Origin of the sequence: Duganella sp. Dugasp56, assembly GCF_047304105.1 — a bacterium.
Classification (GTDB): domain Bacteria; phylum Pseudomonadota; class Gammaproteobacteria; order Burkholderiales; family Burkholderiaceae_D; genus Rugamonas; species Rugamonas hordei.
In genome coordinates, this window is the sequence record NZ_JBGLYQ010000026.1 from 1 (window position 1) to 11,753 (window position 11,753).

General features: G+C 64.3%; 12 protein-coding genes. 6 read left to right on the forward strand and 6 right to left on the reverse strand.

Features of this window, described 5'->3' with window-relative positions; translation table 11 throughout:
• Positions 1-159: 159 nt before the first annotated feature.
• The 6 genes from xylF to ACCD07_RS18720 form a co-directional block, all read right to left on the reverse strand.
• Positions 160-1,164: a D-xylose ABC transporter substrate-binding protein gene (xylF, locus tag ACCD07_RS18695; protein WP_176655638.1), complete on the reverse strand. Its 1,005-nt coding sequence runs from the start codon at positions 1,162-1,164 to the stop codon at positions 160-162.
• A 60-nt stretch (positions 1,165-1,224) separates the two neighbouring features.
• Positions 1,225-1,989 (reverse strand): SDR family NAD(P)-dependent oxidoreductase, encoded by a 765-nt coding sequence (locus tag ACCD07_RS18700; protein ID WP_218088014.1) that lies wholly within the window; start codon positions 1,987-1,989, stop codon positions 1,225-1,227.
• A gap of 88 nt (positions 1,990-2,077) precedes the next feature.
• Complete coding sequence (locus ACCD07_RS18705; RefSeq protein WP_176655637.1) at positions 2,078-3,304, reverse strand: XylR family transcriptional regulator; 1,227 nt, start codon at positions 3,302-3,304, stop codon at positions 2,078-2,080.
• Between the two features lie 95 nt (positions 3,305-3,399).
• Positions 3,400-6,762, reverse strand: coding sequence for a GDSL-type esterase/lipase family protein (locus ACCD07_RS18710; RefSeq protein WP_413448214.1), 3,363 nt, complete (start codon positions 6,760-6,762; stop codon positions 3,400-3,402).
• A 91-nt stretch (positions 6,763-6,853) separates the two neighbouring features.
• Positions 6,854-7,093 (reverse strand): hypothetical protein, encoded by a 240-nt coding sequence (locus tag ACCD07_RS18715; RefSeq protein WP_413448215.1) that lies wholly within the window; start codon positions 7,091-7,093, stop codon positions 6,854-6,856.
• A 74-nt stretch (positions 7,094-7,167) separates the two neighbouring features.
• Positions 7,168-8,442, reverse strand: a complete 1,275-nt coding sequence (locus ACCD07_RS18720; RefSeq protein ID WP_413448216.1) for a glycosyltransferase — start codon at positions 8,440-8,442, stop codon at positions 7,168-7,170.
• Between the two features lie 117 nt (positions 8,443-8,559).
• On the opposite strand from ACCD07_RS18720, the gene ACCD07_RS18725 reads away from it, so the two are divergent.
• The 6 genes from ACCD07_RS18725 (at position 8,560) to ACCD07_RS18750 (ending at position 11,688) form a co-directional block, all read left to right on the forward strand.
• Positions 8,560-9,189: an SET domain-containing protein gene (locus ACCD07_RS18725; RefSeq protein WP_176655633.1), complete on the forward strand. Its 630-nt coding sequence runs from the start codon at positions 8,560-8,562 to the stop codon at positions 9,187-9,189.
• Positions 9,161-9,415 (forward strand): hypothetical protein, encoded by a 255-nt coding sequence (locus tag ACCD07_RS18730; RefSeq protein ID WP_176655632.1) that lies wholly within the window; start codon positions 9,161-9,163, stop codon positions 9,413-9,415. The genes ACCD07_RS18725 and ACCD07_RS18730 overlap by 29 nt, the downstream gene beginning before the upstream one ends.
• A 67-nt stretch (positions 9,416-9,482) precedes the next feature.
• Positions 9,483-9,809: a PilZ domain-containing protein gene (locus ACCD07_RS18735; protein WP_176655631.1), complete on the forward strand. Its 327-nt coding sequence runs from the start codon at positions 9,483-9,485 to the stop codon at positions 9,807-9,809.
• Between the two features lie 92 nt (positions 9,810-9,901).
• Entirely contained in the window at positions 9,902-10,375 is a 474-nt protein-coding gene (locus tag ACCD07_RS18740) for a MarR family transcriptional regulator (RefSeq protein ID WP_176655630.1), read from the forward strand.
• A gap of 10 nt (positions 10,376-10,385) precedes the next feature.
• Entirely contained in the window at positions 10,386-11,249 is an 864-nt protein-coding gene (locus ACCD07_RS18745; RefSeq protein WP_176655629.1) for a type II CAAX endopeptidase family protein, read from the forward strand.
• 157 nt (positions 11,250-11,406) lie between these two features.
• Positions 11,407-11,688: a hypothetical protein gene (locus tag ACCD07_RS18750; RefSeq protein WP_353400338.1), complete on the forward strand. Its 282-nt coding sequence runs from the start codon at positions 11,407-11,409 to the stop codon at positions 11,686-11,688.
• The last annotated feature ends 65 nt before the right edge of the window (positions 11,689-11,753 follow it).

An 11,753-nucleotide genomic window follows, 5' to 3' on the forward strand; every position in this document is an offset into this window, starting at 1 on the left:
TTTTTATTTTACCCCTTCTTGCCTATATTTTAAAATAACACAACCGCTTTTATTTTTTTGGCCCCCGGTTTGGTTCCCCCCCCCGGCCATTCAAAAAAACCGGGGGGGGCCGGGGGGGGGGGGCCGCCGCGTAGGCGGGACTGGGGGATGTGGCGCGGCTTACTTGATGCCGAGTTGCGCTTTGGTGTAGAAGCCGTCGGTGACGACCAGGTCGATGTTGGCCTTGGTCAGCGCGGTCGGTTTGAGCAGCAGCGTATCGACTTGTTTAAAGCCGTTCTGATACTGGGAATTGTAGGCCGGCTTCTCGCCGCGCACCAGCTGGATGGACAGCCGGGCCGCTTCCGAGGCGATCAGCTTGAGCGGCTTGTAGACGGTCATCGTCTGCGAACCGGCGAGCACACGCTTGACGGCCGCCAGGTCGGAGTCCTGGCCGGAGACGGCCACTTTGCCGTCCAGCTTTTGCGCCGCCAGCGCCTGGATCGCGCCGCCGGCGGTGGCGTCGTTCGACGCGACCACGGCGTCGATCTTGTTGCCGTTGGCGGTCAGCGCGTTTTCGATGATGGACATCGCCTCGGACGGACTCCAGTCCTTGACCCACTGCTTGCCGACGATCTTGATATCGCCCTTGTCGACCAGCGGCTGCAGCACCTTCAGCTGGCCTTCGCGCAGCATCTTGGCGTTGTTGTCGGTCGGCGCACCGCCCAGCAGATAGAAATTACCCTTGGGCTTCACCGCCACCACGCCCTGCGCCTGCATCTCGCCTACCATCTTGTTATCGAAGGAGATGTAGGCGTCGATGTCCGCGTTGAGGATCAGGCGGTCGTACGAAACGACTTTGATTTTCGCCTTCTTCGCTTCGCGGATGGCGTTGTTCAGCACCGTGGCGTTGAAGGGAACGATGACCAGCACGTCCACGCCGCGCGAGATCAGGTTCTCGATCTGGGCGATCTGGCGCTGTTCGCTGGCGTCGGCCGACTGCACGAACACCTTGGCGCCCTGCTGCTCGGCGGCGGCGACGAAGTAGTCGCGGTCGCGCGCCCAGCGCTCCAGGCGCAGGTCGTCGATCGAGAAGCCGATCTTGGGATTCTTGGCGTCGGCCATGGCGTTGCCGCCGGCCGTCGCCATCATGACGGCGATGGCCGCCGCGCTGAGTAATTTCTTCATTGATTCCGTCTCCTGTTGGCCTGGGTCTGAGCCCCAACAGCATATTAGCTTATCCAGCTATCAAGCGCCGTACCAACCGGCGTCGACGAAATATTCGCGGCCGCTGCAGCGGCCCGCCGCATCGGAGGCCAGGAACAGGGTCAGCGCCGCCACGTCCTCCACCTCCACGCGCTGCGGCAGGCACTGGCCGGCCAGGATGCGCGCCTCTTCCTCCGGCGTATGCCACAGGGCTTCCTGGCGCGGCGTGCGCACGGCGCCGGGAATGATGCTGTTGACGCGGATGTTGTGCGGACCGAGATCGCGGGCCAGGCCGCGCGTCATGCCTTCGATGGCCGCCTTGGCCGTCATGTAAAGGGTCAGCTCCGGCAAGGCCAGGTGCCACGAGATCGAACCGAAGTTCAGGATCACGCCGCCGCCCTGCTCGCGCATGCCGGGCACCACCGCCTGGGCGCAGAAATAATGATGGCGCAGGTTGACCGCCATGCGGTTGTCCCAATAGCCCTGACTCACATTACCCACCTTGTGGCGGTCGTCGTTGGCGGCGTTGTTGATCAGGATGTCGACCGGGCCGATGTCGGCGAACACCGACGCCACCTTGTCGAGATTCGTCAGGTCGCAGCGGATGTAGCTTGGCGGCGTGGGCAGGATGGAAAGCGCGGCCTGCAGCGCGAACGATTCCTGCTCCGCGATGTCCAGGAAGTGGACGCGGGCGCCCTGGCGCGCAAACGCCTCGACGATGCCGGCGCCGATGCCGCTGCCGCCGCCGGTGACGACGACACGCTTGCCGGCCAGGCCGGGGTAAATTGCATTGATATTTTTTTCCAAGGTCTTATCTCCAGGCAAACTGCGTGGAGGATTCTGACCCGATTCACCAGTGACGGCAATTATGAAACTCACCAATCCCGATCATGATTTAGGCGACGCTGCGCAGATCCGTCACAGTCGCGCCGTCGCCTTTGGGCGCGCAGTTGAGCATCGCCCGGTCCTGGTAGGCGCGCGGCGTGCAGCCCAGCTCCCGCTTGAACACCGCGTGCATGTACTGCACCGACGTGAAGCCGCAGCTGAGCGCCACGTCGGAGATGCTGCGCTCCCCGCGCGCCAGGATATCGGTGGCGGCGTCCAGCTTGAAGCGCAGGATCACGTCGTGCACGCTGCAATCGAGCTCCTGGCGGAAGTACGACTCCAGCGACGAGCGCGAGATGCCGACATACTCGGCCACCTGGTGCGTCTTGATGCCCTGGCAGGCGTACTGGCGGATGAAATGGCGCGCCCGCATCACGTGCGGGTGCTTCGGCGTTTCGTGGCGGGTCGAGGTCAGCACGTTGATGCCGACCGGCGGCACCAGGATGCGCGTGCCGGCCAGGCGCACGCCGTGCAGCATCTGGTCCAGCAGGTGCGCGGCGGTGCGGCCCATCTCCTGCGCGCCCTGGATCACGGAGCTGAGCGGAATGCGCGTCAGCATGCGCGCCAGCGGGTCGTTGTCGATGCCGATCAGCGACACCTGCTCCGGCACCTCGATACCGGCCATGATGCAGGCCTGCAGCAGCTGGCGCGCGCGGGCGTCGGTGACGGCGATGATGCCGACCGGCTTCGGCAGGCTGTGCAGCCACTTGATCTGCTGCTCCACCGCCTCGTCCCACGACGGCGCGCTGGTGCCCAGGCCGCGGTAGATCTGCGGCTCCATCATGTCCTTGCGCATCAGCGTGCGGAAGGCGGTTTCGCGCTCCTGCGCCCAGCGGTTTTCCTGCGCTTCCGGCTGGCTGAACATGGCGAAATGGCGCAGCCCGGCCTCGATCAGGTGATCGTGGGCCATCTTGATCAGCTTGAAATTGTCGGTGGCGACGTAGGGGATGGAGCCGGGATAGTCGGCCTCCCTGGCGTAGGAGCCGCCGACCGCCACCACCGGAATGCGGCTGCGCTCCAGTGCGGAGGCCACGGCCGGGTCGTCGAAGTCGGCGATGATGCCGTCGCCCTGCCAATGCTCGATGCCGGGCAGGCGCAGGCGGAAGTCTTCCTCCAGGAATAAATCCCAGGATGCACGGGTGCTGCTCAGATGAGACGCGATGCCTGCAATGACTTCACGATCAAAAATCTTGTTTGCATTAAACAGCAGCGCAATCCGATGTGACTTCTTCTGCATTTTTCATCCTACCTCGGTCAGGAAAGCACTGGATATTGTGCATGCCTACGAGAAAATACAGGAATGAAAAAAACGCAATCAGCTATATGAATTTTTTATAGGAGACGTTGCGGACGGCCAACAACGATGCCCCGGCCGGCCGTGCTCATAAAGACAACACCGAAGGTATTGGCGTCGCCGACGACGAACTGGGCGTCGCCGGGGCCGCCGTATTGATGGGCGTCGTCGTTGACGCGCAGCCAGCTGGCGCCGGTGTCGGTCGAGCGGAACAGGCCGCGCACCCCGCCCACCGAGCCCCAGATGTAGACGGCCGGATAGCCGGCGCCCGGCGCGGCCTTGCCGAAGCCGACCGCCGCCGCATAGCCGACGTTGCCCAGGTTGGCGAAACTGGCGCCGGAATCGGTGGAACGGGCCAGGCCGCCATCGTACAGCGCGACCCAGACATCCCCTTCCCGGCCCGGCGCCGCGCGCACCACCTTCGAGCCATGGGCCGACGCCAGGCCGCCCGCCGGCGCGAAACTGGCGCCGCCGTCGCCGCTTACCAGCATTTTGGCGCCGCTCAGGGCGTAGAACTTGCGCGGGTTGACCGGATCGGCGACCGGACGGCCGCCGTCCAGTCCCTTGACGGCGCTCCAGCTGTCGCCGGCGTCGGCCGAGTAGTAGCTGACGGCGGATTTTGCCGGGCTGTGCACGATGACCTTGCCGTCCGCGCTGAGGGCCAGCTGGCCCTGCTTGCCTTTCAGGCTGGCGGTTTTCTTCCAGCTGACGCCCATGTCGCCGGACAGGTACATCTCGCCGCCGACCCGCGCCACCACCTTGGGATTGCCGACGGCATAGTCCAGGCCCCAGGTGGTGCCCATGGTCGGCGTGTGGATGGGCGCGTATTGCGTGACGTCGGTGTGGCGGAAGCCGTCGTAGTCGCCGATGGCCGAGATGGCCGGTCCGCCGGGTATGCTGATCATGTTCAGCGGCACGGACTCCTCCAGGCCGGCATCCTCGAACTTCCACACCGCGGGCGCGGCGTGGATATCGGTGGACTTGAAGATGCCGTTGCCGGAAACGACCATGACGGTGTTGGTGTCGAACGGATCGAACTCGATGCTGGCGGTCCAGTGGATGAAGCTGCCGGCGATCCAGCTGACGCCGTTGGCGTCGATCCGCACGCCCTGGTCGACGATGCTTTTCCAGCTCTTGCCGCCGTCCAGCGTCTCGAAGAACTTGTCGCCCATGGTATGGGGCTGGCCGTAGTAGCTGACGGTGGAGACGATCATGCGGTCCGGGTTGCCGGGGTCGACGGTGATGCCGGCATAGGCGCGGTTCAGCGGCGGCGAGATGTTGCTCCACCTGGCGGCGGCGATATCGTACTTCCACACCTGGCCCTGCTCCATGCCCTCGCCGTGCGCCACGTCGCCCCACGGGCCGGCGCCCTGCGCGTAGACCACCACCAGGCTGCCCTTCGCCAGCACCGCGCGCTGCGGCATCAACGCGGTCGGGCCGCCGGCCAGCGCGGTGAAGGTCTTGCCGGCGTCGTTGGACATATACATGTTGGCGCCAACCGAACCATAGCGCGACACGCCGGCGAAGATGCGCGATGTTTCCCGGTCCTTGTCATCGGCCTTGCCGCCGGCGCTGGCCGGGTCGAGCACCACGAAGCTCACGCCGTTCTTGTTGGGCGTGGTGTCGACCTGCAGGGCGTCCAGGTGCCGCCAGGTCAGCCCCTCGTCCACGCTCTTGAACATGCCGTTGGCGCGCGTGCCGACGTACAGGATCTTGCCGTTGGCCGGATCGACCTGCAGCTTCTCGCCATTGCCGCGCCCCATGCCGTTGCCGTGCACCTTGAACTGCCCGGTCACGTCGATCTTGGTGAAGGTCTTGCCGTAGTCGCTGGATTTCAGGATCGCGCTGGCGCCGCCGTTCATGTAGGCGATGCCGGTGGACAGGTAGACCTTGGCCGGCGCGCTCGGATCGATCGCGATCGACTCCACGCCCAGCAGGCCGGTTTCCTGGTCCGATACCCAGTCCAGCAAGGGGATCCAGCGCTTGTCGGCGCCGTCCCAGCGGTAGGCGCCGCCGACGTCGGTGCGCGCGTAGATCAGGCCCTTCCCGGTCTTGCTGGTGATGATGCCCGAAACGAAGCCGCTGCCGCCGATGGCCACGTTGCCCCATGCGTAGGATTCGCCGGCGCCCATCAGCCGCTTCAGTTCCGGCGCCATCGACCGGGCCCAGATCTCGTAGCCCTTCTCGTTCGGATGCAGCAGGTCCGGCATGATGTCCTTCGACAACGTGCCGTCCGGCGTCAGGAATTCCTTGTTGATGTTGAGGAAGAAGACATGCTGGTTGTCGGCAAAGCCCGAGATGATGCCGTTGACCTGCTCATTGATCCGGCGCAGCTCGTCGTCGGGCGTGGCGCCGCGCGGGAAGATCGCCAGCAGCAGGATCTTGGTGTCCGGCAGGCGGCGGCGCAGTTCGTCGATATTGCGCTTGATGCCGATGGCCGTGGTCTTCGGATCCTCGTGGCGATGACCGGTGTTGTTGGTGCCGAACATCAGCACCGCCAGCTTCGGCGCGATGCCGTCCACTTCGCCGTGCAGCAGGCGCCACAGCACGTTCTCGGTGCGGTCGCCGCCGAAGCCCAGCGCCAGGCCGTTCATCGGCTTGTAATAGCGCTCCCACACCGGCGCGCCGCTCTTCTCCCAGCCCTCGGTGATGGAATCGCCGATGAAGACCACCTGCGCGCTCTTGCCCAGCGCCTTGGCTTCGGCCAGCTTCTTCTCGTGGCGCGGAGTCCACCAGTCGATAGACCAGGATTCGTTGAGCTTGTCCGGCGTGACCGACACCGTCTTGTAGTCGGGGCAGCTGGCGTTGGGCTTGCCGTTGGCCTGGTAGCGGATGTTGGCCACCGACACCTCGCCGGTGCCGGTGGCGTCAAGCAGGAACGGCCGCGTGATGGCGCTGAGATCGTCACCGTCGCGCACGAAGCAGCTGACCGGGAACACCACGTGCTGCCAGCCCTTGCCCTCCATCGCGCGCGCCGGGATCACGTACGGCACGTTGCGGCTGCATTTTTCTCCGCAGCCGAGCGCGAAGCTGAGGCCCCCGTGCGACATTTCCTTGACGTTGACGTCCAGCGCCAGCACCCCGCGCGCCAGGTAGGGGCGCAGATCGACCGGCTTGTCGCCTTCCACGCCCAGGCTGGCATACCAGGAGTCCTTGAAGCTCAGGGTCAGTCCCTGGCCGGCCTTGCTCGCGACGACATGGCTGGACGGTATCGTCAGCGACGGCGGGATCACGGCGGTGTCGCCGTCGAGCCGCATGGTCGTCTCGAAGTTCGCCACCGTCACATGCCCCGAATCCAGCGGCTGGCCGGTATAGACTTTCAATTCCTGAGGCGCGGCCGCCAGCGCGGAGGTCGACAATACGGCCAGCGACGCCGCCAGGCGCCAGTTCGGGATTTTCATAGGGGAATGTCTCGCTATTTTGTTATGAGGACATTCTGCAAGCTGCCCTATGGCGCGGCAATTGCGAAATTCACCAAGGGGGGCAATGATTTCAGTCGGGCGTACGGCGCAGCACAAGCTGGTCCGCTGCGCGTATCTTCGCATCGGGCGCCAGCACGCGGGTGATCACTTTCGGGTTGATGCCCATACCCTGCAAAAACTCCACGGCGCCGGGCGTACCGATATCCCGCTGCACTTCCAGCGCTTGCCGCACGATGAACTCAAGCGAGTGCCAGCCCGCAGTGTCCGACGTTTGCTGCGCACGCTGGCGTCTGTCGTGAACTGGATTCATGTTGTTTCCTCGTCCGGGACTGGTGGCTGCAATTGTATGCCAGGACGAATCGCGGTGTCGCCCGCAAGAGTCCACTAGTCGCAGCCGAATCGCTCATTGATATGTCTGACGGCTTGCGCAACCCCGTCCTCGAGCGCCATCGCCCTGGCAACGGCTTCCGCCCTGGTTGTCATTTCCGGCGTGTCTTGCACCAGCCTGAGCCGGCCGGCCAACTGCCTGGCTGTCAGGCTGCGCCGTTTGCTTATCCCGCCGGCCACGCCCATGCGCTGCAATTCCCGCCCCCAGTGCTCCTGCTCGCTGATGTGTGCCACCACAACGGATGGCCTGCCGGCGAGCGTGGCCGACTGCGTTGTTCCGGCGCCGCCATGATGGACCACGGCCTGGCATCGCGGGAAGATCAAGTGGTGCGGCCCGCCCGAGACATACAGCACCTGGTCGCTGGACTCGAAGCCGCATTCGCGCCAGCCGGGACTTTGGATAATGGCGCGGCAGCCCGCCGACCCGGCCGCATCGGTAAGCAGGCGCAGCGTTTCGCTCTGGCTGGCCAGGTCGCGCGGCATCCAGCTGCCAAAGGTCATGTAGACCGGCTTCGCGCCGGCGGCCAGGAACGATGCCAGCGTCTCGGGCAAACGCCCCTCCAGTTCGATGTTGGGCATATCCAGGAAACCGCACACTTGCAGCGACGGCGGCCAGTCCGGCTGCCGCTCGCATATCTGCGGGCTGACCGCCGCCAGCGTCAGGTGCGGCGACAGCCAGACTTCCGTCACGATATCCTCCGTCGGACGCATGCCGAGGCGTTTGCGCAGCCTGTTGGGATAATGGCCTGCGGCCCGATGCAGCAGCGTCCTGGTCAGCCACCACAAGGCCCGATTGCCCAGGCGGCCCAAAGGAATCCCCAGCGGATGGTTGAACGCACTCGGGATCGCCGCATGCGACAGCAGCACGCTGACATAGGGCCGGCCGGCTTGCTCGGCCGCGATTTGCAGCGGATGCATGAAGTAGTGGCCGATCAGCAGGTCGGCGTCCGCGCATAGCTGCTGGGCCGCCGCGAACATGGCCTCTTCCGCCGGCGCAAAGCACAGCCGCAGAATTTCGGCCATTTGCGTCATCGGATTGCGCGTATTATAGGCAGTCCGGGCTATCTTTTCGGCCTCGTCCGGCGAGATAGCGGGCGATGCGATCACGCGGATTGTTACGCCGTTCCGCGAAGCGAGTCCTTCATATGCAGCGTTATCGAAACTGGTGATCAACAACGTGACTTCGTGGCCCGCTGCCTGCAGCCCTTCCGCCAGCGCGAGAAACGGCCGGACATCGCCGTGGCTCCCCCATGTCTGCATGCCTATTTTCATGACGTCTCGCGTGATTGCAACAGCTGGGATTGTAGCTTGATCACCAATATTCAGCAGACGCCGGAAGAGAATCGTAGAATAGCGTATCGATCGACTTTCAATCCAACCGAAGAACCCATGACCGACGACCATCCAGCAGCAGCCCAGCCAACCCCGCGCCGCCAGAAAGCCTATCGCGTCAAGCGCTCGACGGTCCACGGCAACGGCGTATTCGCGCAACGCGACATTGCGGCCGGCGACCGCATCATCGAATACAAGGGCCGGCAGATCTCATGGGAAGAGGCGCAGGAACGGGCCGCGCTGCGAGGCGGCCCGCACAACCACACCTTCTACTTCAGCCTGGCTGACGGCGACGTGATCGACGGCGGCGACCACGGCAACGCCGCGCGCCTGATCAACCATTCGTGCGATCCGAACTGCGAGGCGATCGAGGACGAGGGGCGCATCTACATTTACGCGCTGTGCGATATCAAGAGCGGCGAGGAGCTCAGCTATTCGTATCCGCTGATCTACGAAGGCCGCCACACGCCGGCGATCAAGCGCGCCTTCGCCTGCCGCTGCGGCGCGGCCAACTGCAGCGGCACGATGCTGGCGCCCAAGCCGAGGAAAAAGAAGCAGCCGGTGGAACGCGAGAAGGAGCTGGAGCCGTTATCGATGGCGGCCAGCGTGGCAGAGGATTCGACAACTCAGGCATTGGTGGTTCCTCAAGGAGAAAAACATGCCGACCAAATACATAGACAACTATGAGATCGAGTTCTCGGCCGAGCCGCTGGAAGGCTGCAGCCAGTGGGGCGCCTACATCGCGGTGTTCGCGCCATCCAGCAATCCCATGCACCGCATAAACCTGCTGCACAAGCACCGCGTGGCGGTGGGCCAGCAACTGGCGGACGAAGCCGCCGCCCACGCCGCCGCCGAGGCCGCGGCGCCGGACATCGTCGCATCGATCAAGACCGGCAAGGCACGACGCCCTTAGCGAGCTCTTGCGGTACTTGCCCATCGGCTGATATTCTTGTCCCAATGCTACTATTGGGATGCCAGCCATGAGCCAGAAAGCCAGAGTCTCCCACCGCCACACGACACGCCATGCGGCAACGCTGACGATGATCGACGAGACCCGCCATGCCGCCAGCACGGTGGACTTGTCGCATGGCGGCGTCAGCCTGCAGACGGACTGCCAGATCAAGCTGGCGCAATACTGCGCCGTCTCGTTCCAGGTGCGGCTGGGAGATGCCAGCCACAACGTGCTGGCGATGGGACAAGTGGTCTACAGCGATGCGGATGCCGAACTGGGCTTCAAGACCGGCGTGCAGTTCCTGCGCATCGACGACGCCAGCGTGGACGTCATCAACCGCTTGCTGCAAGCGTAACGGGCGAACCGCCCGCATAAGGTCCATCTTCATCGATGGACATTTTTTTAAATATTTACATAAGCACTTATATAATGTGATAGCATAAACGCATGAAACAAGGACTCGGAACCCAATTGCGACACCTCATCGAACTGCTGGACGGCGCGGTCCAGCAAGCCTATGTGGACGCGGGCCTGAACTACCGGCCGCGCTACACGCCGATCATGCGCGCGCTGGTACAGCAAAAGAGCGCAACCATCGGCCAACTGGCCGAGCTGGCCGGCATCACCCAGCCGGCGGCAACGCAAACGGTGGCGCTGATGAAGAAGGAAGGCCTGCTGCTGGTCGCCGCCAGCGGCGAGGATGGCAGGCAGCGCGTGGTGCGCCTGACGCGCCAGGGCGAGGAACTGCTGCCGCATCTGCAGGCGTGCTGGCAAGCGACCAGGCACGCGGCGGACAGCCTGGATGCGGAACTGGATTTCCCCTTGTCCGAGTGCCTGGCGCAAGCCATCGCGGTGCTGGGGCAGCGCTCCTTTGGCGACCGCATCCGCAGCGCAAACAAGAAAGTACGCCCAACTCCCTAAGAAAGCGGCTATGGAAAATACTCTGGACATGACAAGCAACAAACCCACCGTGGCATCGCGCGTGATGGCATATCCGCTGGTCCGCATCGTGCTCGGCCTGGTGCTGACCTTTGCGCCGGTGCCGCTGACGATGATCATCGCCTCCAAGCTGGTGGACAAGCCCCACCGCATCGCGTGGCCGCAGCTGCTGGCCGCCGTGCTGGTGTGGTTCGGCTACCGCTACTATGTGCGCCGCATCGAAAAACGCCAGCCGGCCGAGCTGGCGACGCCGGGCATGGCGCGTGAACTGGGTGCCGGCCTGCTGCTCGGCGCAGCGCTTGTGGCGATGACTTTTGCCGTGCTGGCGGCGCTGGGCGTCTACCGCTTCGACGGCGTCAACGCGGTCGGCGTCATGATGCTGCTGCCGCTGGCCGAGCTGCTGCTGGTCGGCATGGCCGAGGAGATGATGTTCCGCGGCGTGATCTTCGGCGTCACCGAGCGCTCGCTGGGCAGCAAGGCCGCCATCGTGATCTCGGCGGCGGTGTTCAGCCTGGGCCACCTGCCGAACGAAGGCGTCTCCTTGCTGGCGATGGGCGCGCTGGCCGCCTATGGCGTGCTGCAGGCCGCGCTCTACATGAAGACGCGCCGCCTGTGGGTCTGCATCGGTTCCCACGTCGCGTGGAACTACTGCGTCAGCGAAGTGTTCTCGTCGACCGTGTCCGGCCACGCGGCCACCGACGGCCTGCTGCGCGGCGAGCTGGTGGGCAACGCCATGCTGACCGGCGGCGCGTTCGGCGTCGAAGGTTCGCTGATCACCCTGCTGCTGATTACGGCCGCCGCCGCGTTCTGGCTGCGCCGCGCCTTGCAGTCTCAACAGGCGCGCATATCGGATTGATGCAACGGAGCCGGGTGCTATGTCCGCTGGCGAACTCATCCTGATCCTACTTTATCAGCGGTATTGCGCTGATATGGTGCACGGTCCGGAGCGGGCATGATGATTACACCGATCGCATTTGACGGCGACGGAACCCACCCACAATCTGGAGATCATCATGAATTCGAATCAAAAATCAGGCAGCACCGGCACCAGCAGCAAATCGGATGACACGTCGGCAAATCGCTCTTCGTCCGCAGGCAACGCATCGTCCAAAAATGAAGGCTCCAGCAAGCAGTCGGGTAGCGGCGGCACCCAAGGCGGCACCCACGAGCAGCATGTGGAAGCCGGCCGTCAAAGCCACAAGAACGACGACAAAAACGAAGGTTCGAGCGGCGGCTCTTCCGGCGGCAACAAGCAGTCCGGCGGCAGCGGTTCGTCGTCGAGCAAATCGCGCTAAGCACCAGACACCGGGCCGCTTGACGGCCTGAGCGATCACAAGAGCCGCAGTCGCTCCGCTTCAAG

Coding starts and splice junctions, on each gene's coding strand:
- ACCD07_RS18710 (WP_413448214.1), bottom strand. CDS start 6,762: ATGAAAATCCCGAACTGGCGCCTGGCGGCGTCGCTGGCCGTATTGTCG.
- ACCD07_RS18705 (WP_176655637.1), bottom strand. CDS start 3,304: ATGCAGAAGAAGTCACATCGGATTGCGCTGCTGTTTAATGCAAACAAG.
- ACCD07_RS18720 (WP_413448216.1), bottom strand. CDS start 8,442: ATGAAAATAGGCATGCAGACATGGGGGAGCCACGGCGATGTCCGGCCG.
- ACCD07_RS18730 (WP_176655632.1), top strand. CDS start 9,161: ATGCCGACCAAATACATAGACAACTATGAGATCGAGTTCTCGGCCGAG.
- xylF (WP_176655638.1), bottom strand. CDS start 1,164: ATGAAGAAATTACTCAGCGCGGCGGCCATCGCCGTCATGATGGCGACG.
- ACCD07_RS18735 (WP_176655631.1), top strand. CDS start 9,483: ATGAGCCAGAAAGCCAGAGTCTCCCACCGCCACACGACACGCCATGCG.
- ACCD07_RS18725 (WP_176655633.1), top strand. CDS start 8,560: ATGACCGACGACCATCCAGCAGCAGCCCAGCCAACCCCGCGCCGCCAG.
- ACCD07_RS18715 (WP_413448215.1), bottom strand. CDS start 7,093: ATGAATCCAGTTCACGACAGACGCCAGCGTGCGCAGCAAACGTCGGAC.
- ACCD07_RS18750 (WP_353400338.1), top strand. CDS start 11,407: ATGAATTCGAATCAAAAATCAGGCAGCACCGGCACCAGCAGCAAATCG.
- ACCD07_RS18740 (WP_176655630.1), top strand. CDS start 9,902: ATGAAACAAGGACTCGGAACCCAATTGCGACACCTCATCGAACTGCTG.
- ACCD07_RS18745 (WP_176655629.1), top strand. CDS start 10,386: ATGGAAAATACTCTGGACATGACAAGCAACAAACCCACCGTGGCATCG.